The organism is Paraburkholderia sp. EG286A (assembly GCF_040965375.1).
Classification (GTDB): Bacteria; Pseudomonadota; Gammaproteobacteria; order Burkholderiales; family Burkholderiaceae; genus Paraburkholderia.
Window position 1 is genome coordinate 184459 of record NZ_JBFRCB010000003.1, and the last position, 20969, is coordinate 205427.

At 66.3% G+C, this 20969-nt stretch carries 21 protein-coding genes; 7 read left to right on the top strand and 14 right to left on the bottom strand.

The genetic code is table 11. From position 1 onward, the window contains the following. Window positions 1-44: 44 nt before the first annotated feature. From AB4Y35_RS13580 to mltG, 4 genes are all read right to left on the bottom strand, one after another. A complete protein-coding gene (locus AB4Y35_RS13580; RefSeq protein ID WP_368686006.1) occupies window positions 45-830 on the bottom strand; it encodes a TatD family hydrolase in 786 nt (261 codons plus the stop codon). Between the two features lie 51 nt (window positions 831-881). Next, window positions 882-1925, bottom strand: coding sequence for a DNA polymerase III subunit delta' (locus AB4Y35_RS13585; protein ID WP_368704766.1), 1044 nt, complete (start codon window positions 1923-1925; stop codon window positions 882-884). Between the two features lie 87 nt (window positions 1926-2012). Further along, on the bottom strand, window positions 2013-2633 hold the full coding sequence (tmk, locus tag AB4Y35_RS13590; protein WP_028207007.1) for a dTMP kinase: 621 nt from the start codon (window positions 2631-2633) through the stop codon (window positions 2013-2015). Continuing rightward, window positions 2634-3644 carry an endolytic transglycosylase MltG gene (mltG, locus tag AB4Y35_RS13595; RefSeq protein ID WP_368704767.1) on the bottom strand — a complete coding sequence of 337 codons (1011 nt, stop codon included), beginning with the start codon at window positions 3642-3644 and terminating at the stop codon, window positions 2634-2636. It abuts the gene before it with no gap. 77 nt (window positions 3645-3721) lie between these two features. Between mltG and AB4Y35_RS13600 the strand changes: the two genes are divergently transcribed. Beyond that, on the top strand, window positions 3722-4741 hold the full coding sequence (locus AB4Y35_RS13600) for a folate-binding protein YgfZ (protein ID WP_368704768.1): 1020 nt from the start codon (window positions 3722-3724) through the stop codon (window positions 4739-4741). 91 nt (window positions 4742-4832) lie between these two features. Continuing rightward, window positions 4833-5687 carry an NRDE family protein gene (locus AB4Y35_RS13605; protein WP_368704769.1) on the top strand — a complete coding sequence of 285 codons (855 nt, stop codon included), beginning with the start codon at window positions 4833-4835 and terminating at the stop codon, window positions 5685-5687. Window positions 5688-5694: 7 nt separating this feature from the next. Here the strand turns inward: AB4Y35_RS13605 and AB4Y35_RS13610 are convergent, their stop codons facing one another. From AB4Y35_RS13610 to AB4Y35_RS13650, 9 genes are all read right to left on the bottom strand, one after another. Further along, window positions 5695-6657: an alpha/beta hydrolase fold domain-containing protein gene (locus AB4Y35_RS13610; RefSeq protein WP_368704770.1), complete on the bottom strand. Its 963-nt coding sequence runs from the start codon at window positions 6655-6657 to the stop codon at window positions 5695-5697. 23 nt (window positions 6658-6680) lie between these two features. Then, window positions 6681-7562: an SDR family oxidoreductase gene (locus tag AB4Y35_RS13615; RefSeq protein WP_368704771.1), complete on the bottom strand. Its 882-nt coding sequence runs from the start codon at window positions 7560-7562 to the stop codon at window positions 6681-6683. An 87-nt stretch (window positions 7563-7649) separates the two neighbouring features. Further along, window positions 7650-8648, bottom strand: a complete 999-nt coding sequence (locus tag AB4Y35_RS13620) for an NADP-dependent oxidoreductase (RefSeq protein WP_368704772.1) — start codon at window positions 8646-8648, stop codon at window positions 7650-7652. 110 nt (window positions 8649-8758) lie between these two features. Then, window positions 8759-9205: a PaaI family thioesterase gene (locus tag AB4Y35_RS13625; protein ID WP_028207000.1), complete on the bottom strand. Its 447-nt coding sequence runs from the start codon at window positions 9203-9205 to the stop codon at window positions 8759-8761. Between the two features lie 89 nt (window positions 9206-9294). After that, window positions 9295-9597 (bottom strand): Dabb family protein, encoded by a 303-nt coding sequence (locus AB4Y35_RS13630; RefSeq protein WP_133186141.1) that lies wholly within the window; start codon window positions 9595-9597, stop codon window positions 9295-9297. Window positions 9598-9771: 174 nt separating this feature from the next. After that, entirely contained in the window at window positions 9772-10950 is a 1179-nt protein-coding gene (locus tag AB4Y35_RS13635) for an acetyl-CoA C-acyltransferase (protein ID WP_342945731.1), read from the bottom strand. A 53-nt stretch (window positions 10951-11003) separates the two neighbouring features. Next, window positions 11004-11639, bottom strand: coding sequence for a bifunctional nicotinamidase/pyrazinamidase (gene pncA, locus AB4Y35_RS13640; protein WP_368704773.1), 636 nt, complete (start codon window positions 11637-11639; stop codon window positions 11004-11006). 46 nt (window positions 11640-11685) lie between these two features. Continuing rightward, window positions 11686-13767, bottom strand: coding sequence for a 3-hydroxyacyl-CoA dehydrogenase NAD-binding domain-containing protein (locus tag AB4Y35_RS13645; RefSeq protein WP_368704774.1), 2082 nt, complete (start codon window positions 13765-13767; stop codon window positions 11686-11688). Window positions 13768-14012: 245 nt separating this feature from the next. Continuing rightward, complete coding sequence (locus tag AB4Y35_RS13650; protein WP_368704775.1) at window positions 14013-15701, bottom strand: 3-(methylthio)propionyl-CoA ligase; 1689 nt, start codon at window positions 15699-15701, stop codon at window positions 14013-14015. Window positions 15702-15924: 223 nt separating this feature from the next. Between AB4Y35_RS13650 and AB4Y35_RS13655 the strand changes: the two genes are divergently transcribed. The 5 genes from AB4Y35_RS13655 (at window position 15925) to AB4Y35_RS13675 (ending at window position 19729) form a co-directional block, all read left to right on the top strand. Next, window positions 15925-17469, top strand: a complete 1545-nt coding sequence (locus AB4Y35_RS13655) for a YdiU family protein (RefSeq protein ID WP_368705400.1) — start codon at window positions 15925-15927, stop codon at window positions 17467-17469. Between the two features lie 50 nt (window positions 17470-17519). After that, window positions 17520-17939 (top strand): peptide-methionine (R)-S-oxide reductase MsrB, encoded by a 420-nt coding sequence (gene msrB, locus AB4Y35_RS13660; protein ID WP_042269481.1) that lies wholly within the window; start codon window positions 17520-17522, stop codon window positions 17937-17939. Window positions 17940-18051: 112 nt separating this feature from the next. Beyond that, on the top strand, window positions 18052-18585 hold the full coding sequence (locus AB4Y35_RS13665) for a septation protein A (RefSeq protein WP_042269484.1): 534 nt from the start codon (window positions 18052-18054) through the stop codon (window positions 18583-18585). Continuing rightward, the gene (locus AB4Y35_RS13670; protein ID WP_368685992.1) at window positions 18582-18890 is read left to right on the top strand and encodes a BolA family protein; all 309 of its coding nucleotides are present in this window, start codon (window positions 18582-18584) and stop codon (window positions 18888-18890) included. Before AB4Y35_RS13665 ends, AB4Y35_RS13670 begins: the two co-directional genes overlap by 4 nt. 59 nt (window positions 18891-18949) lie before the next feature. Next, the gene (locus AB4Y35_RS13675) at window positions 18950-19729 is read left to right on the top strand and encodes a peptidylprolyl isomerase (RefSeq protein WP_028206990.1); all 780 of its coding nucleotides are present in this window, start codon (window positions 18950-18952) and stop codon (window positions 19727-19729) included. 81 nt (window positions 19730-19810) lie between these two features. Here the strand turns inward: AB4Y35_RS13675 and AB4Y35_RS13680 are convergent, their stop codons facing one another. Continuing rightward, the gene (locus AB4Y35_RS13680) at window positions 19811-20926 is read right to left on the bottom strand and encodes a Fic family protein (RefSeq protein ID WP_368704776.1); all 1116 of its coding nucleotides are present in this window, start codon (window positions 20924-20926) and stop codon (window positions 19811-19813) included. Between the last annotated feature and the right edge of the window lie 43 nt (window positions 20927-20969).

Here is a 20969-nt window from a genome sequence, read left to right on the forward strand (position 1 = left end):
ATCTCGTTGATATTTAACACCATTGACAGCATGCGGTTCGCGATTCAGGCCTGCGGCTGGATCTTGAAGAGCCGGAAAAAATTCTGCGTGGTGACAGCGCCAAGTTCGGCGTCCGGCAATCCGCGTTGCTGCGCAATGAATCTTCCGACATGGCTCACGTACGCAGGTTCATTGGGTTTGCCACGAAATGGCACGGGCGCGAGGTACGGCGAATCGGTTTCGATCAAAAGGCGCTCGATCGGCACGCGGCGCGACACTTCCTGCACATCGGTCGCACTCTTGAACGTCACGATGCCCGAAAGCGAGATGTAAAAATTCTGCGCGAGCGCGCGCTCGGCAATCGCCCACGGCTCCGTGAAGCAATGCATCACGCCGCCCGGTTCGCCCGCGCGCTCTTCTTCCATGATGCGCAGGGTGTCGTCCGAAGCGGCTCGCGTATGGACGATGAGCGGCTTGCCCGTGGCGTGCGCCGCGCGAATGTGCGTGCGAAAGCGCTCGCGCTGCCATTCCATGTCGGCGATCGTGCGCTCGCCCAGGCGAAAGTAATCGAGCCCCGTTTCACCGATCGCCACCACCTTCGGGTGCCCGGCCAGCTCGACCAGCTCGGCCACCGTCGGCTCGCGCATGTGCTCGTGGTCGGGATGCACACCGACCGACGCGTAGACGTTCTCGTAACGGCTCGCGATGTCGAGCACCGAAGGCAGCGTCTCGAGGTCCACCGACACGCACAGCGCGTGCGTGACGGCGTTCGCGCGCATGTTCTCGAGCACCTGCGGGAGGCGGTCGCCGAGGCCCTCGAAGTTGATGTGGCAATGCGAATCGACAAACATGGATGGTCCTGCGATGGAAGATTCGGGCCTGATCGGGTACGTCAGCGCCCGTCAGGCGAACAGTTCACGATAGCCGAGAAAGAGTTCCTCGAACACGAGGCGCGCATTCAGCGGATGGTTTTCCACGGCGCGCTGGCGCGTGACCGTCTTCAGGTAGCGCGCCAACGCCGCGGCGTCGAGCTTCGCGGCGCAGCGCGCGAGGCCGCCGGCGGCCTGCGGAAAGTAGCGCGGGCGGCCCGCCGTACGTTCGGCGAGCAGATCGTAGACCCAGCGCTGCAGCCAGCCGAGCACGAGCGGCACCGGCAGCTTCTGCAGCGTCTCGCCGCACGCAAAGGCGTCGCAGGCGGGGCCCGCCGCGAGCTGGGCGAGAGTCCAGTCGCGCAGCGTGCGGTTTTCGTCGTGCGCGAGCGCGAGCGCCGCGAGGGGCGCACCGCCGGCTTCGGCGAGCAGCGCCGGCGCGTCGGCCACGCCCTGCTGCGCGAGCCAGGCCGCGGCGGCTGCGGGCGCGGGCGTGCCCATGGGCCACTGGCGGCAACGGCTGATGATGGTCGGCAGCAGGCGGTCGATGCGCGCCGACACCACGAGGAACACCACGCCCGCGGGCGGCTCTTCGAGCGTCTTCAGCAGCGCGTTCGCAGCCGCGACGTTGAGCGCCTCGGCCGGATACAGCACGACCACGCGCAGGCCACCGCGATGCGAGCCCACGCCCGTGAAGTCGAGCAGCGCCCGCACCTGCTCGATGCGAATTTCCTTGCTGGGCGCGCGGCCCTTCTTGCCCTCTTCGCCGTCGGCCTTGTCAGCCTTTTCGGCTTTGCCGTCATCGTCGCCGGCCGGGCCGATTTCGCCCGCCAATGCCTCAGGCACGACGATACGGTAATCCGGATGATTGCCCTGGACGAACCAGTTGCACGCCGCACAGGTGCCGCACGGCTCGCCGTTGGCCAGAGGCGCTTCGCAGAGCAGCCCCTTCGCCAGATGCTGCGCGAACTGGAGCTTGCCGATGCCCGCCTGGCCATGCAGCAGGAGCGCATGCGGCCAGTGGCTGCGCAGTTGCTGCAGGCGTTGCCAGTCGTCGGTTTGCCAAGGATAGATCATCTTCGGAATCAATCGGTTAAGCGATCTTCAGTGGAATTCACATGAAGATCGCGCAGCCCTATAAGAACGCCAGATATCGGCTTGAAATCAAAGCGCTGCGATCACATGCTCGAGTTTTTTGCGAATCGCGTCGATGCCCTGCGACGAATCGACGATCGCGAAACGATACGGCGCCTCTTCCGCGCGGCGCAGGTACTCGGTGCGCGTGCGCTTGAAGAACGCGTCGGATTCGCTTTCGAAGCGATCGGGTTCGCGCGCCGCGCCACGCCGCTCGCTCGCGGTGTCGGGCGGCAGGTCGAACAGCACCGTCAGATCCGGCTGGAAACCGCCCTGCACCCAGCGCTCCAGCGTTTCGAGCTTGTCGCGCGGCAGCCCGCGGCCGCCGCCCTGGTAGGCGAAGGTGGCGTCGCTGAAGCGGTCGGACAGCACCCAGTCGCCGCGCGCGAGCGCGGGTTCGATCACCTTGGCGAGGTGCTCGCGGCGCGCCGCGAACATCAGGAGCGCCTCGGTTTCGAGGTCCATCGGCTGATGCAGCACGAGTTCCCGGATCGACTCGCCAAGCGGCGTGCCGCCGGGTTCGCGCGTCATGACGACCGTACGGCCCGTCGGCGCGAGTTTCTGGGCGAGCTGATCGCAAAACCAGGCGAGATGCGTGGTCTTGCCCGCGCCGTCGATGCCCTCGAACGTGATGAATCGGCCCCGCGCCATTTAATTTCCCCGGATGTATTTGTCGACGGCCTTGTTGTGGTCGACAAGATTGTCAGAAAAGACGCTGCTGCCGTCGCCGCGCGCCACGAAGTACAGCGCAGCCGTCGATGCCGGATTGAGCGCCGCCTGGATCGCCGCGACGCCGGGCAGCGCGATGGGCGTTGGCGGCAACCCGAGGCGCAGATAGGTATTGTAAAGAGTGTCCGACTGCAGATCGCGCTTGCGCAGATGGCCCGCGTAGGTGTCGCCCAGACCGTAGATCACGGCCGGATCGGTCTGCAGCGGCATGCCCACTTTCAGGCGGTTCGAGAACACGGCCGCCACGAGCGAGCGGTCGGCGGCGCGGCCCGTCTCCTTTTCGACGAGCGACGCGAGCGTCAGCGCCTCGTAGGGCGACTTCAGCGGCAAGCCGGGCGCGCGTGCGGTCCATGCTTCGTTCAGACGCGTCTGCATCAGGTGGTACGCGCGTCGATAGACGTCGAGATCGCTCGAGCCTTTGTCGAACAGATAGGTGTCGGGGAAAAACAACCCCTCGCCGCTGCCGTTCGGCGCGGGCGGTGCGCCGATCGCGGCGAGCAGCTCGGCGTCGCTCATGCCGGCCGTGTCGTGGCGCAGCGCGGGGTTCGCGTCGAGTTCGGCGCGCATGTGCTTGAAGGTCCAGCCTTCGATGATGGTGGCGACGGACTCGTTCACGTCTCCGAGCGCCATCTTCTGCAGCACCTCATAGGGCGTGATGCCCGCCTTGAATTCGTAATTGCCCGATTTGAGCTGGCTCTGCAAGCCGAGCACGCGCGTCATGAGCACAAAAAGTTGTGTCTGCACGGGCACGCCGCCGCGCCGCAATTGCAGCGTGACGCTGCGCACGGTGCTGTGCGGCTTGATGGTGACGTCGAGCTGTGGGGCGGCCAGTTCGAGCGGCGTGGTGGCCCAGCGCCATACGCCGCCTGCCGCGGCGGCGCCAATCACGACTAGCGCGGCGCCGGCAACAAGGCATTTCTTCAGAAGGGACATGGAAACACGACTCAGGGGGACCTCATATAATAACTGCTTGCCCTCGCTAAAGTCAGGATTGACTGTTCCCCGAATCCATGAACTCACCGCTCGATCCCGCTTCCACGCTTGCCGTTCCTGAATCCACGGCCGACTTCGACGCCGTTCTGAAAGGCGGCGCCTACGCGATCCTGCCGCAGTTCGGCGTGATCGACGCCAATGGCGACGACGCCGCGACCTTCCTGCACAGCCAGCTCACTAACGACGTCCAGCATCTCGACGTGGCCGGCGCGCGCCTCGCAGGCTACTGCTCGCCCAAGGGCCGTCTGCTCGCCTCGTTCCTGACCTGGAAGACCGGCGACACGATCCGTCTCCTGATCTCGAAGGACGTGCAGGCGCCGGTGCAAAAACGCCTGTCGATGTTCGTGTTGCGCGCCAAGGCCAAGCTCACCGACGACAGCGACAAGCTGCTCGTGGTGGGGCTCGCCGGCGACGTGCGTGGGGCGCTCGCGAGCGTGTTCGACGCGCTGCCCGACGGCGTCCACGTGAAAGTGGACGACCCCGCAGGCACGCTGATCCGTGTGCCCGACGCGGCCGGGGTGCTGCGTTATCTGTGGGTCGGCCCGAAAGAAGCGGTGCAGGAGCGCCTCGCGAAGCTCGACGGTCTGGTCAAGCGCGTGTCGCCGGCGGTCTGGGACTGGCTCGATATTCGCGCGGGCGAGCCGCGCATCACCCAGGCCGTGAGCGAGCAGTTCGTGCCGCAGATGGTCAATTACGACGTGCTGGGCGGCGTGAACTTCCGCAAGGGCTGCTACCCTGGCCAGGAAATCGTCGCGCGCAGCCAGTATCGCGGCACGATCAAGCGCCGCACCGCGCTCGCCAATGTAGCCGCGAGTCTGGATGCCGCGCATGCGGGCGCCGAACTGTTTCATTCCGACGACCCGAGCCAGCCGTGCGGCATGGTCGTGAACGCCGCCGCCGCGCCCGAGGGCGGCGTCGATCTGCTCGCCGAGATCAAGCTCGCCGCGCTCGAAACGGGCAGCGTGCATCTCGGCGCCGCGGACGGCCCCGCGCTGCGCGTGATGCCGCTGCCGTACGCATTGCCGGCCGAAATTTGACGCTGCGCACCGCGTCCATCGCACGTGAGGCGCCTGGCGCCTCGCGTTGCGTGGGCGCGGCCCCCGACCCGACCCTGCAAGGGCCAGCTCCATGTGCCTGATCGTGTTCGACTGGCGTCCACGCGCGAGCGCCGGCACACTTTTCACGCTCGCAGCCAACCGCGACGAGTTCCTGCGCCGCACCGCCGACCCGCTGCACTGGTGGAACGCCTCGGACGACGTCACGTCGCCGGGCAGTACGGCCACGGGTGTGCTGGCGGGCCGCGATCTCGTCGGCGGCGGCACGTGGCTCGGCATGACGCGCAGCGGCCGCTTCGCCGCGCTCACGAACTATCGCGCGCCGAACGACATGCGCCCCGACGCGCCCACGCGCGGCACGCTCGTCTCGCGCTGGCTCACCGGCGCGCAAGGCCTGCCCGATACGGCGCTCGGCTATCTCGACGAGATCGCGCGCTCGGGCGATCTCTACAACGGCTTCAATCTGATCGTCGGCGACTGGACGCGGCGCGAGCTGGCGTGGTACTGCAATCGAGCGGACCGCGCGCCTGCCTTGCTGCCCGAAGGCACGCACGGCATTTCGAATGCCGTGCTCGACACGCCGTGGCCCAAGCTCGTGCGCAAGCGTGCGGAACTCGCGCAGCTCGCGACGGGCGACGCGCAAGTGCCCCTCGCGCGGCTCGTGGACATGATGCGCGACCCGCAGGTTGCGCCCGACCGCGAGTTGCCCGCCACGGGCATTTCGCTCGAACGCGAACGCGCGCTTTCCGCGGCATTCATCGAAACGCCCGACTACGGGACGCGCGGCACCACGGCACTGCGCGTCACGCTGCGCGGCACCCTGCTGGATGTGGAAGCGCTGGAGCGCAGCGACGACGACGGCGCGCATCGCGTCGTCCGCCCGGGCGCCTTCGAGCGCCACGAGACCTACAGCGTCGAAAGAGGCTGAGCGCGTTTCAGTCGCCGGTGCCGAACGCCACGCGCAGCGCGTGGGCGGCCTGCTGCTGCGCGCGCCGCGCCTCGTCGATGAACGCACCCATCTTGATGAACTCGTGGATCATGCCGTCGTAACGCACGAGCGTGACCTCGTTGCCGGCTTCGCGCAGCTTTTGCGCATAGGCCTCGCCTTCGTCCACGAGCGGATCGAATTCGGCCACGCCGAGCCACGCGGGCGCGACGCCGCGAAAATCGGGCTCGCCGTGCGTGCCGTCTAGCGGCGCGAAGCGCCAGTCTTCGCGATCCGAGTCGTTACGCACGTAGTGATCGAAGAACCACTGGATCGTCGGCGCGGTCAGCAAGTGGCCATCGGCAAGACGCTGGTGCGATTCGCTCTGCTGATGCGCGCTCACCGCCGGATAGAACAGCAGCTGCAGCACCGGCGCGATACCCGCGTCGCGCGCGAGCACCGCGCAGACCGTGGCGAGCGTGCCGCCCGCACTGTCGCCGCCCACGGCGAAGCGCGAGGCGTCGAGCGCGTATTCGGCCGCATGGGCTTGGAGCCACGCGTAGGCGTCGAAGGCGTCATGGACCGCGGTCGGGAAACGATGTTCGGGCGCGAGCCGGTAATCGACGGAAAAGACGGCGCAGCGCGCGTCGCGGGCGAACATGCGGCACAGGGCGTCGTGCGTGTCGACGCTGCCGATCGTGAAGCCGCCGCCGTGATAGTAGACCAGCACGGGCAGCGGTTCGGCCCAGTGCGGCTCGACCGGCAGATAAAGGCGCGCGCGGATCGTCGCGCCGTCACGCATCGGCACCTGCAGGTCTTCCACGGCATGCATCGGCGCAGACGGGATTTCGAGCACCGATGCGCTCTTTTCATACTCTGCGCGCGCCTCCTGCGCCGTCTGCTCGTGGTAAGGCGCGCGGCCCGTGCGGGCCACCATGTCGAGCACGAGTGCGATCTTCGCGGTGAGTGGCATGGCACGGACCCCGTGCGCCGCGTTTATTGCGGCGCTTTCTTGACTTCAGGTTTGAGCGAGAGCGGATCGGTCGGGTTGCGCAATGTTTCGATATCCTCATGACGCAGTTTCACCGAGGGGAGAATCTGCGGATGCGTGAGGATATAGAAGCGCCCTTCCCGCACGGCGTCGAACGTCGCCTTCGCGACGTCGTCTGGCGTGAGCTTGCCGGAACGCACCGCGCGCTGCAACTGCAGATCGGCGGCTTGCTGCGAGCGTGTGGGCGGCACTTCATTGCGCAGATCGTCGGGGCGGCTGCGCTCGGCGTTGGCAATGCCGGTCGACACGAAGGCCGGACACAGCAGCGAGCAGCTCACCTTGTCGGTCACGTTCTTCAGGTCGTGATAAAGCGTTTCGGTGAGCGAGACCACGGCATGCTTGGACGCGTTGTACACACCCATCGCGGGCGGCGAAAGCAGCCCCGCCACCGAAGCCGTGTTGACGATATGCGCGCGCTCGCCCTGCGCGAGCATCGCAGGCGTGAAGCTGCGCACGCCGTTGGCCACGCCCATCACGTTCACGCCGAACACCCAGTCCCAGTCCTTCGCGCTGCTTTCCCACACGAAGCCGCCGGTGCCGACGCCCGCGTTGTTGAAGAGCAGATGGACTTTGCCATAGGTGTCGAGCGCGGCCTTCGCGAGTGCGTCGACCTGCGCGGCATCGCGCACGTCGGTGCGCACGCCGATGGCCTGCGCGCCGCCTTCGCGCAACGCATTGACGGTTTCGTCGAGCAGCGTCTGATCGACGTCGGCGAGCACGAGCTTCATGCCGAGCGCTGCGGCCTGCTGCGCGAACGCGCGGCCAAAGCCGCTTGCCGCGCCCGTGATGACGGCCACGCGGCCGTCGAACTCAAACGGTTCGGACATTGCGAATCCTGCGGTAAAGGTTGCGATGAGTACTGCGCACGGAAAAGCGAAGCGCCCTTTCCGGGCGCTTCGCTGACGTTGAGTCAGTTAGATCAGCTTGACGAGCTGCTTGCCGAAGTTCTGGCCTTTGAGCATGCCGAGGAACGCACTCGGCGCGTTCTCGAGCCCGTCGGCCACGGTCTCGCGATACGCGAGCTGCTGCTTCGCGACCAGCGTACCCAGTTCCGTGAGCGCCTGCGGCCACACTTCCATGTGCTCGCTCACGATGAAGCCCTGCACGAGCAGGCGCTGCGTGAGCAGCAGTTGCGGATACTTGAGCGGCATCGGCTCGCCGTCGTAACCGGCGATCATGCCGCACAGCGCGATGCGGCCGAACGCGTTCATGCGCGCGAGCGTAGCGTCGAGCACCGCGCCGCCGACGTTCTCGAAGTAGCCGTCCACGCCGTCCGGCGTCGCGGCCTTGAGGTCCTGATAGAGATTGCCGGCCTTGTAGTCCACGCATGCGTCGAAGCCGAGCGTCTCCACGACATAGCGGCATTTGTCCGCGCCGCCCGCAATACCCACCGCACGGCAACCTGCGCGCTTTGCAAGCTGGCCGACCACGCTGCCCACCGCGCCGCTCGCCGCGCTCACGACGACGGTTTGCCCCGCCTTCGGCGCGATGATGCGATTCAGGCCGTACCACGCGGTGACGCCCGGCATGCCGACCGGCCCGAGATACGCGGAAAGCGGCACATGCATCGTATCGACGACATGCAGGTCGCTGCCGTTCGAGGTGCCGAACTCCTGCCAGCCGAACATGCCCACGACCTTGTCGCCGACCTTGAACTTCGGGTTGCGCGACTCGACCACTTCGCCCACCGTGCCGCCGATCATCACCGAGTCGAGCGCCTGCGGTGCCGCGTACGACTTGCTGTCGTTCATGCGCCCGCGCATGTACGGATCGAGCGAGAGATAGTGGTTGCGCACGCGCAGCTGGCCCTCTTCGAGTGGTGCGAGCGGCGTTTTGACGAGGCGAAAGTTATCGACGCTCGCGGCGCCTTCCGGGCGCGAAGCGAGCAGGATCTGGCGATTGGTCTGGGTCATGGCGTCCGTGTTGCTTCGTTGGGCGCGGCGAGGCGTTGCACGCCTGCCGCGCGAGAGAACAGCAACCGGGTGCGCACGAGCAAAGCCCTCGCACGCGCCCGATTGCGCGTTTAACCGTCGCTCGGGCCCGGCCGCGCGCTGGGGTCGCTGCGCAGACGCTGACGCGTCACGTCGCGGCCCACCGCAAGCCGGCGCATGTACTTGAAGGTGCCGAGCGCCTTGGCGACGAAATGGCCTTCGCTGTCGCGAATCTCGCCTTCGCAATAGGCCATCGTGGTGGAACGGTGCAGCACGCGGCCCGTGGCGCGCAGTTCGCCGCGCCCCGGCTGCATGAAGTTCACTTTCATTTCGACGGTGACGACGCCCACGCCGTCGGCGGCGACGCTGCGCGCGGCCATGGCGAGCGCGATGTCGGCGAGCGTCATCGTGACGCCGCCGTGCGCGACGTCCCACGTATTCAGATGCCGCTCGGCGAGCGGCAGCACGACTTCGCTCGCGCCGTCACGCGCGCTCACGAGTTGCGCGCCGAGATGCTCGACGAAGGGACTCTCGATGATCGTGAGCGACGGTTGCGGTGGTTGTGCGTCTGCGCCTTTTGGCGCGCCGCCACCCTGCGATTGATCTGCGGTACCGGTCATGATGCGCTTCAGACCACGTAATCCACGCACTGGCGCGACTCGACCACGAGCTTCGCGAACTGCTTCACGACGAGATGCTCGGGGTGGTCCTGATAGCCGTCGAGCGCGGCCTGATCGGCGAAGTCGGAGACGAGCACGAGGTCGAATGTGGAAGCGAGGCCCGGCGCGGCCACACCGACTTCGAGGTGCAGCGTGCCCGGCACGAGATCGCGGCAGCCTTCGAGCAGCGCCTTGAACTTCACGACGTTCTCGGCACGCGTCGCGCCTTCGGCCGACTCCTTGAGCTTCCACATCACGATATGACGAATCACGAACTCACCTCTTTCAATCTGCATGGGAACAGGCGCCGCACCGTGCGCGCGCCGACAGCCGTCATGATACCCGCAGCGGCTCGGGCGCGAGGGCGGCCCGGCGCGCGTAGAGCCGCGGGAAAGCGATGAAAACGTGAGTGCGGCAGCAGGCATGTCCACTGCCGCGCCCTGGCGTCAGACGACTTCGAAGAGGCCGGCAGCGCCCTGCCCGCCGCCGATGCACATCGTCACCACGACGAACTTCGCGCCGCGGCGCTTGCCTTCGATGAGCGCGTGGCCCGTGAGGCGCGCGCCCGACACGCCATACGGGTGACCGACGGCGATCGCGCCGCCGTTCACGTTCAGGCGGTCGGCGGGAATGCCGAGCTTGTCGCGGCAATACAGCACCTGCACCGCGAACGCTTCGTTCAGCTCCCACAGGCCGATGTCCTCGACCTTCAGGCCCGTCTGCTTGAGCAGCTTGGGCACGGCGAACACGGGGCCGATGCCCATCTCGTCCGGCTCGCAGCCCGCCACGGCGAAGCCGCGGAAGATGCCGAGCGGCTGCAGGCCTTCGCGCTCCGCGACTTTCGCATTCATCACGACGCAGGCGCTCGCACCGTCCGAGAACTGGCTCGCGTTGCCGGCCGTGATGACGCCGCCCGGCATCGCCGTGCGGATCTTCGCAACGCCTTCGAGCGTGGTGTCGGCGCGAATGCCTTCGTCGGCGGCGATCGTCACTTCCTTCGTGACGAGTTGCCCCGTGGCCTTGTCGGCCACCCCGGCGAGCACCGTCATCGGCACGATTTCGTCGTTGAAGAGACCCGCTGCCTGCGCGGCCGCCGCGCGCAGCTGCGACTGCACGCCGTATTCGTCCTGGCGATCCTTCGAGATCTCATAGCGCTTCGCGACGTTCTCGGCCGTTTGCAGCATGCTCCAGTAGATTTCGGGCTTGTGCTGGTTGAGCCAGCCTTCGGCCACCATGTGGCGGTTCATCTCGTTCTGCACGCACGAGATCGATTCCACCCCGCCCGCGACGAACACGTCGCCTTCGCCCGCGATCACGCGTTGCGCGGCAAGCGCGATCGTCTGGAGTCCGGACGAACAGAAGCGGTTCACCGTCATGCCCGGCACGCTCACGGGCAGGCCCGCGCGCAGCGCGATCTGGCGCGCGATATTCGCGCCCGTTGCGCCTTCGGGGTTCGCGCAGCCCATGATCACGTCTTCCACGCGCGCGGGGTCGATCTTCGCGCGCTCGACGGCGGCTTGCGTCACGTGCCCGCCGAGCGTGGCGCCGTGCGTCATGTTGAAGGCGCCCTTCCAGGATTTGGCGAGGCCCGTGCGGGCGGTCGATACGATTACGGCGTCAGTCATGCGATGTCTCCCACTACGAATATTGAATCCAGAGGATGTCTTTGATTGGACGTTCAGGCGGACAGTGCCAGCACCTCGGCCGATTGCGCGCGCTTCACACCGGCGACGAGCAGCTGCTGCCACGCGGCGGCCAGCGAGCCGTTCAGGTCGATGGCGCGCGAGGCGTCTTCGATCAGCACGGTTTCGAAGCCCGCGGCGCGCGCGTCGAGCGCGGACCACGCCACGCAATAGTCGGTCGCGAGGCCGCAGCAGTACACGCGCTTCACGCCTACGTCGCGCAGATAGCCCGCGAGGCCGGTGGGCGTCTTGCGGTCGGCTTCGAGAAACGCGGAGTAGCTGTCCACGTCGGCGTGATGGCCCTTGCGGATCACCGCGCGCGCATGCGGCACGTCCAGGTCGCGATGCAGCGCCGCGCCGTCGGTGCCCTGCACGCAGTGCACGGGCCACAGCACCTGCTCGCCGTAGGGCAGCGCCGTCGTCTCGAACGGCGCGCGTCCCGCATGATTGGCCGCAAACGAAACGTGCTGCGCCGGGTGCCAGTCCTGCGTGAGCACCACGTGGCTGAAGCCCTGCGCGAGCCGGTTCGCGACCGGCACGACTTCATCGCCACGCGCGACGGCAAGCGCGCCGCCCGGCATGAAGTCGTATTGCAGGTCGATCAGCAGGAGCACGTCGTCTGCGCTTCTCATGATGTTCGTCCGCCTGTTCGTCCGCTTTTGCGTCCGTGAGTGATGCTTAGTTGAACGTACCGCCACTGGCTGCCAGCTCGCCGATCGAAGGCGCGACTTCCCACGCCTCGCCATTGCGCTGCTGCGCATAGCGGCGAATCGCGCGCTCGACGTTGTAGAGGCCGACCGTGTCGGCGTACAGCATCGGGCCGCCGCGCCACAGCGGGAAGCCGTAGCCCGTGAGATAGACCATGTCGATGTCCGACGCCTTCGAAGCGATGCCCTCTTCGAGAATCTTCGCGCCTTCGTTGACGAGCGAGAACACGAGACGCTCGACGATTTCCTCGTCGTTGATCTTGCGACGCTCCACACCCGCTTCCTTCGAGTACGCCACGATCATCTCGTCGACGAGTTTCGACGGCAGCGCGTTGCGCTCGCCCGCCTTGTAGTCGTACCAGCCTGCGCCGGTCTTCTGCCCGAAGCGGCCGGTCTCGCACAGACGGTCGGCGATCTTCGAGTACTTCATGTCCGGGTGTTCCTGATAACGGCGCTTGCGAATGGCCCAGCCGATATCGTTGCCGGCCAGGTCGCTCATGCGGAACGGGCCCATCGCGAAGCCGAACTTCTCGATCGCCCGGTCCACCTGCGCGGGCAGCGCGCCTTCTTCGAGCATGTAGAGCGCCTGACGCACGTACTGCTCGATCATGCGGTTGCCGATGAAGCCGTCGCACACGCCCGAAACCACGGCCGTCTTGCGGATCTTCTTCGCGACCTGCATGACAGTGGCGAGCACGTCCTTGGCCGTTTCCTTGCCGCGTACGACTTCAAGCAGCTTCATCACGTTGGCAGGACTAAAGAAGTGCAGACCCACCACGTCCTGCGGACGTTTCGTGAACGCCGCGATCTTGTCGACGTCGAGCGTCGAGGTGTTCGAGGCGAGGATCGCGCCCGCCTTGGCGACTTCGTCGAGGCGCTTGAACACCTGCTCCTTCACGCCGAGTTCTTCGAACACCGCTTCGATGATGAGATCGGCTTGCTTGAGGTCGTCGTAGGAGAGCGTCGGACTGATGAGCGCCATGCGCGCTTCCAGCTTCTCCTGCGTGAGCTTGCCCTTCTTGACCTGCGCTTCGTAGTTCTTGCGGATCGTGGCGAGGCCGCGGTCGAGCGCTTCCTGCTTCGTTTCCAGCAGCGTGACCGGCACGCCCGCGTTGAGGAAGTTCATCGTGATGCCACCGCCCATCGTGCCCGCGCCGATCACGGCCACCTTCTGGATGTCGCGCGTGGGCGTGCTCGACGGCACATCGGGAATCTTGCTCGCAGCGCGCTCGCCGAAGAACGCGTGGCGCAGCGCGCGGCTTTCCGGCGTCTGCACGAGTTCGAGGAAGCATTCGCGCTCGAACACGAGGCCCTTGTCGAAGCCCTGCTTCACCCCCGCCGCGATGGCGTCGACGCACTTGACCGGCGCGGGATAGTTCTTCGCCATCGCGCCAACGGTGTTGCGCGAGAACTGCAGGAAACCTTCGGCGTTCGCGTGTTCGATCTTGCGGTTGCGCACGAGCGGATGCGGGCCCGGCTTGTCGGCGGCCTTGCGCGCGAAGGCGATCGCCTCTTCGAGCAGATCGCCTTGTGCCATGGCGTCGAAGAGCCCCGATGTCGCGAGCTTTTCGCTCATCACCGGCGCGCCCGTGACGATCATGTTGAGCGCGGCTTCGAGGCCGATCGCGCGCGGCAGACGCTGCGTGCCGCCCGCCCCCGGCAGAATGCCGAGCTTCACTTCGGGCAGCGCGATCTGCGCGCCGGCAGCGGCGATCCGGTAGTGCGCGCCGAGCGCGAGTTCGAGACCGCCGCCCATGGCCACGCTGTGAATCGCGGCCACGACCGGCTTCGCGCTCTTTTCGACTTCCTTGATGACGGTGTGGAGCGTGGGCTCCTGCATCGCCTTGGGCGTGTTGAATTCGGTGATGTCCGCGCCACCCGAGAACGCCTTGCCGGCGCCCGTGATCACGACGGCCGCAACGGCCGGATCGCTCGCGGCGCGCGCGAGACCCTCGACAATGCCTGCGCGGGTCGAATGCCCGAGGCCGTTGACGGGCGGATTATTGAGCGTGATGACGGCGACGCCGTCGCGAGTCGTGTAGTCCACTGCCATTTGCCTGCCTCCATGCTTGCGGGCCGCGATGTGCGTCGTCGGTTTCATTGTCCGACATTCCCGGTCAGCAGGCAGAATACCCAAAAAAGAACGTTCGTTCAATTTTTTGCTGCGCTGCGGACGCCAGGGTTTGTACTGAACGCACGAATCCGGCGGGTCGGCGGGCAAAAGTCGGAAGAAAAAAAACGCAGCCAGATGGCTGCGCCGGAGAACCTTGTGCAGCTGCGCGGGCGGCTCGGGGTGGCTTATCCGCGCTTCGCGGCGTCTTGCACCGGATCGAGCGGACAGCCCTCCACGGCAAGCGCGGTCGGCAGCACGTAGGCGCGGAACTGCTCGCGCAGCTTGAGCTTTTGCAGTTTGCCCGTCGCCGTATGGGGCAATTCGTCGACGAACACGGCGTCGTCGGGCAGCCACCATTTCGCGACCTTGCCTTCGAAGTACGCGAGCAGTTCTTCACGCGTCACCGCGGCGCCGGGTTTCTTCACCGCGACGATGAGCGGCCGCTCGGTCCAGCGCGGGTGCGCGCAGGCAATGCAAGCGGCCTCCGCGATGGCCGGATGCGCCACGGCGATGTTTTCCAGGTCGATCGAGCTGATCCACTCGCCGCCCGACTTGATCACATCCTTGCTGCGGTCGGTGATGTGCAGAAAGCCGTCGGGGTCGATCGTGGCGACGTCGCCCGTGGGGAACCAGCCGTCCACGAGCGGCGAGCCGCTTTCCTGGCGGAAATAACGGTCGATCACCCATGGCCCGCGCACGTGCAGGTCGCCGAACGTCACGCCATCCCACGGCAGTTCCCGCCCGTCTTCGCCCACGATCTTCATGTCCACGCCGAAAATCACGCGCCCCTGCTTCTCGAGGAGTGCCTGCTGCACTTCGCGCGGACGTTCCGACTGCTCCCAGTTGAGCCTCGAGAGCGTGCCGAGCGGCGACATCTCCGTCATGCCCCACGCGTGGATGGTCTGGACGCCGTAGTCGTCCTCGAAGGCGCGCTGGATCGCCGGCGGACAGGCCGAGCCGCCCACCACCGTGCGCTGCAGCGTGGTAAAACGCACGCCCGCGCTGCGCACATACGCCAGCAAGCCGAGCCAGACCGTGGGCACGCCGGCCGAGGCGGTGACGCCTTCCGTTTCCATGAGTTCGTAGAGCGACTTGCCGTCGAGATCCTTGCCGGGCATCACGAGCTTTGCGCCCGTGAGCGGCGCCGCATGCGGAATGCCCCATGCGTTCACATGGAACATCGGCACGACCGGCAAGATCGCATCGCGTGCGGAAAGCCCCATGGCGTCGGGCAGCGACGCGCCATACGCGTGCAGCACCGACGAGCGGTGCGTGTAGAGCGCCCCTTTCGGGTTGCCCGTGGTGCCGGACGTGTAGCAAAGGTTCGAGGCGCTGCGCTCGTCGAGTTCAGGCCACGCGTAGCTGCCGTCCTGCGCGGCGAGCAGCGTTTCGTAGCCGAGCACTTCCGTGCGCATGGCCGGCCGGTGCGACTCGTCGCACAGCGCGATCCAGCCGCGCACGTTCGGGCATTGCGGCGCGAGCGTGTCGACGAGCGCGGCGAACGTGATGTCGAACAGCACGTAGCGGTCGTCGGCGTGATTGACGATCCAGGCGATCTGCTCGGGAAAGAGCCGCGGATTGATGGTGTGGCACACGGCGCCGAAGCCGGTCACGCCGAAATAGGCTTCGAGGTGGCGGTAGCCGTTCCAGGCCAGCGTGCCGACGCGCTCGCCGGGCGCCACGCCCAGCGCCATGAGCGCCTGGGCAAGCTGCTTCGAGCGCGTCTCGCACTCGCGGTACGTGTAACGATGAATATCGCCCTCGACGCGGCGCGAGACGATCTGCGCGCTGCCATGATGGCGCGCCGCATGCGCAATCAACGACGGGAGCGTGAGCGGCACATCCATCATCTGTCCCAGCAGCGGCGCACTCATCGGTGGCGGTCTCCTCGCGTTGGATCGGCGTTCGGTGTCGTTGTCTTTCGCGTTTTGCTTTCGCGTTTTGCCTTCGCATCTCTGGCTGGCGCGCCGGCAAGCTTCGAACGTGTCCCAGCACGCCGGCGGGTGCGGACTTACAATATCGACTATTCAACAGGCCCTCAATATGTCGTTTTCACCAGGCACTCCCGAACCCCAAGGCGGCTCGTCCGCTCCGCTCATGCCCGCCACCGGTCCGCTCGCCGACTTCGAACGCGCATTGATCGCGCCGCGCGACGATGCCTTTGCCACGCTCGGCGCCCGCTTTTATACGCGGCTGCCCGGCGCGCCGCTGCCTGCGCCTTATGTCGTTGGCTTCTCGCAGGCCATGGCCGCGCAACTCGGGCTCGATGCGTCCGCCGTTGCCGATCCCGCGTTCGCCGCGTTTTTCAGCGGGAATTTCACGCGCGAGCGCTCGCCATCGGCCATGTCGTACGCAACGGTCTACTCCGGCCACCAGTTCGGCGTATGGGCGGGCCAGCTCGGCGACGGCCGCGCGCTCACGCTCGGCGAGGTCGAGCACGAGGGCAGGCGCAACGAGATCCAGCTCAAAGGCGCGGGCCGCACGCCCTACTCGCGCATGGGCGACGGCCGCGCGGTGCTGCGCTCGTCGATCCGCGAATTCCTGTGCTCGGAAGCCATGCATCATCTCGGCATTCCAACCACGCGCGCCCTCACGGTGACCGGCTCCGGCCAGCCCGTGCGCCGCGAAGAGATGGAAACGGCGGCGGTCGTCACGCGCGTGTCGCCGAGCTTCGTACGCTTCGGCCACTTCGAGCATTTCTATTCTCACGACGACGTGGACGCGCTGCGCGCGCTCGCCGACCACGTGATCGCGCGCTTCTATCCGCAACTGCGCGAAGCCGACGACCCGTACCTCGCCCTGCTCGACGAAGCGGTGCGCAGCACGGCGGCGCTGATGGTCGAGTGGCAGGCCGTGGGCTTCTGCCACGGCGTGATGAATACCGACAACATGTCGATCCTCGGCCTCACGATCGATTACGGTCCGTTCGGCTTCATGGACGGCTTCGACGCCAACCACATCTGCAATCACTCGGATTCGCAGGGCCGCTACGCGTACCGCATGCAGCCGCAGATCGGGTACTGGAATCTCTTTTGCCTCGCGCAGGCGCTCGTACCGCTGTTCGGCGCGCACTACGACATCGCCGACGACAAGAAGCGCGGCGAGCGCGTGGTGGCCGACGCGCAAGGCGTGCTCGAACGCTTCAAGGGGCACTTCGCGCCCGCGCTCGAAGCGCGCATGCGCGCGAAGCTCGGTCTCGAACACGCGCGCGAAGGCGACGACGCACTCGCGAACAAGCTGTTCGAAATCATGCATGCCAATCGTGCCGATTTCACGCTCACGTATCGCCATCTCGCACGCGTTTCGAAGCACGACGCGAGCGGCGACACGTCGGTGCGCGATCTCTTTCTCGATCGCGCCGCCTTCGACGCGTGGGCAGCCGACTACCGCGCGCGCCTTGCGCACGAAACACGCGACGACGCCGCGCGTGCGGAAGCAATGAACCGCACCAATCCGAAATACGTGCTGCGCAATCACCTCGCGCAAACGGCGATCGAGCGCGCCGCGCAAAAGGACTTCAGCGAAGTCGAGCGGCTTGCCAAGGTGCTGGAGCGGCCATTCGACGAGCAGCCCGAGAACGCGTCGTACGCGGGGCTGCCGCCCGACTGGGCGAGTTCGCTCGAAGTCAGTTGCTCTTCGTGAGCGCGCCCCCATCTACGTGATCTTTGTTTCCCACCCGACAGGAACCCGACATGAGCCAGGACGACCACAACTCCCCCTCCTACCCCGGCTACAAGTCCGACGAGCAATGGCGCGAACAGCTCGACGAAGGCCAGTATCAGGTCACGCGCCATGCCGCCACCGAGCGCGCCTTCACCGGCAAATACTGGGATCATTTCGATCGCGGCGTGTATGACTGCGTGTGTTGCGGCACGCCGCTCTTCGAGTCCGACACGAAATTCGACGCCGGTTGCGGCTGGCCGAGCTACTTCCGTCCGATCAACGGCGAGGTGATCGAAGAGAAAACCGACCGCACGCACGGCATGCTGCGCATCGAGGTGCGCTGCAAGAACTGCGGCGCGCATCTCGGCCACGTGTTCGAAGATGGTCCGGCCCCGACGGGCCTTCGGTATTGCATCAATTCGGCTGCGCTACAATTCGAGCCCAAGTGAACGCTGGCAAGGCAGCGCCGCGCCCCGCGCGGGGCGCCGCTGGGTAAAACCGGGCCTTGACAGCGTCGTGCCCTCTTTTGCCGGGCTCAATTCGTCAACTCTCAGGCCGATAATGAAATTCCTGTTTGATCTGTTCCCGATCATCCTCTTTTTCGTCGCCTTCAAGCTGTGGGGCATCTTTACGGCTACGGCCGTGGCGATTGGAGCTACGCTCGTGCAGATCGCGTGGGTCGCATTCCGTCACCGCAAGGTCGACCCGATGCTGTGGCTTTCGCTGGGCATCGTCGTCGTGTTCGGCGGCGCCACGCTGATGCTGCACGACGAAACCTTCATCAAGTGGAAACCCACCGTGCTCTACTGGGCGTTCTCGGTCGTGCTGCTCGTCTCGCAGGTGGCATTCGGCAAGAACCTCATCGAAGCGATGATGGGCAAGCAGATCACCCTGCCGCCGCGCATCTGGACGCAACTGAACTTCGTCTGGTCGATCTTCTTCGCGCTGCTCGGCATTCTCAATCTCTTCGTGGCGTTCCACTTCTCCACCGACGCGTGGGTCGACTTCAAGCTGTTCGGCGCGACCGGCATCCTCGTGGTGTTCATCGTCGGCCAGAGCCTGTGGCTTTCGCGTTACATGAAGGAAGAAGAATGAGCGACGTCTTTCTCAACGCCAGCCCCGCCGAGCGCATGACGCTGATCGAAACGCGCCTCACCGCGGCGCTCGCCCCCGTTTCCATCGAGGTGCGCGACGACAGCGCGCAGCACGCCGGACACGCCGGCGCCGCTGCCGGCGGTCACTATCATGTCACGATCGTTGCGGGCGCATTCGCGGGGAAAGCCCGCGTGGCAAGGCATCGCATGGTGTATGATGCGCTGGCCGAGGCCATGCAGCGCGGCATCCATGCCCTCGCGATCACGGCGCTCACGCCCGAAGAAGCCGCGGCGCTGCCCCGCTAGCCCACGTTAGATTTCGTTTTTTTGTTCGCCATTTTGGTTCGCCCCGTTAGGACTTTCCGATGACCTTGAAGAAGACCCATCTCTGGGTGTTGCTGGCTGCGTGCGCGGCGGCTCCCGCCTTTGCGCAGAACATCGCCGTCGTGAACGGCACGCCGATTCCCAAAGCGCGCGCCGATGCGCTGGTCCAGCAGCTTGTCCAACAAGGCCAGCAGGATTCGCCGCAACTGCAAATGGCGGTGCGCGAGGAACTCGTGAACCGCGAAATCCTCATGCAGGAAGCCATTCGCGAGGGCATTCCGAACAACCCGGACGTGAAGGCGCAAATCGCCGTGGCCCAGCAGACCGTCGTGCTGCGCGCGCTGATTCAGAACTTCGTGAAGAACAACCAGCCGAGCGACGCCGAAGTCAAGGCGCGCTACGACCAGTTGACCAAGGATGCGGGCGGCAGCGAATACCACCTGCACCACATCCTCGTGGACAACGAGCAGCAGGCCAAGGACCTGATCGCGAAGATCAAGGCCGGCGCCAGCTTCGAAGACCTCGCGAAGCAGTACTCGAAGGACCCGGGTTCGGCCAAGAACGGCGGCGACCTCGACTGGTCCGATCCGAAGGCCTACGTGCCGGAGTTCGCGACGGCGGCCACGCATCTGCAGAAAGGCCAGATGACCGATACGCCGGTGCACACGCAGTTCGGCTGGCACATCATCCGCGTGGACGACATCCGCCCGGTCACGCCGCCGCCGCTCGAACAGGTGCGCCCGCAGATCGTCCAGCAGATCCAGCAGGAAAAGCTGCAGGCGTTCGAAGAGAATCTGCGCAAGCAAGCGAAGATTCAGTAAGGCTGCATGGCGGCGCATTTGCCGCTTTAGGTACTGCAAAAAACCCCGCGACCTGCAAAGGCGCGGGGTTTTTGTTTGCGGCTATGCGTTGAGCTCGTAACTCGTGCTGCGCCCGCCCCCCTCCGCCTTGCGCAGCACGCCGCGCGTCAGCAGGTCGTTGATGTCGCGTAACGCCGTATCGGACGAGCATTTGGCAATCGCCGCCCACTTGCCGCTCGTGAGCTTGCCGTCGAAGCCGTCGAGCAGGCGGTTCAGGAGCTTGACCTGGCGCTCGTTGAACGGCGTCGTGGCCCACTCGCGCCAGAAGCGCGCCTTGGCGAGCACGGCATCCAGCGTGATTTGCGCCTGATCGACCGCGCGATGCAGCGCGTCGAAGAACCAGGCGAGCCACAGCGTGACGTCCAGCGAGCCGCGCTGCGTGCGCTCCAGAATGTCGTAATAGCCCTTGCGCTCCCGCTGAATCTGCGCGGAGAGGCTGTAAAAGCGCTGCGCGCTGCCGTCCGCACGCGCGAGCAGCAGGTCGCCGATGGCTCTCGCCACGCGGCCGTTGCCGTCGTCGAACGGGTGCAGCGTGACGAACCACAGGTGACCGAGGGCCGCCTTGATCAGCGGCGGCTCGTGCGCCGGACCGTTGAGCCAGTCGAGAAAGCGCCGCGTTTGGGCTTCCAGCCGGCTCGCGGGCGGCGCCTCGAAATGCACGCGTTGACGGCCGATCGGCCCCGAGATCACCTGCATGGGCCCGCTCGCATCGTCGCGCCATGCCCCGACGTTGATCCGCGACAGGCCCGCGTAGCCCGTAGGAAACAGCGCGGCGTGCCAGCCGAACAGGCGCTCGCGCGTGACCGGCGCGCGGCTGTTGGTGGTCGCGTCGAGCACCATCTCCACCACGCCTTCCACGTGGCGGTCCACCGGCGCGAGCGCCCCGATGTCCACGCCCATGCGACGCGCGATAGACGAACGCACGGAGGCGACGTCGAGCTGCTCGCCCTCGATCTCGCTGGTCTTGAGCACGTCCTCCGTCAGGGCCGCGAGGCTCGCCTGATCCCGCAGCGCGAGGCCGACATCGGCCAGCCTGCCCACCAGCAGGCCCTGGGCGCGGCTGACCTCGGCCATGGGCTCGGCCAGCGCCGCCAGATCGAAGCGCCACTGAGGCCAGTCGCCGGCTTGCCAGATGTAGGTGTATTCGCCGCTATTCATGCGGCGATTATGAGCCGTATTCGCCGCATGCGCAAATTAATCA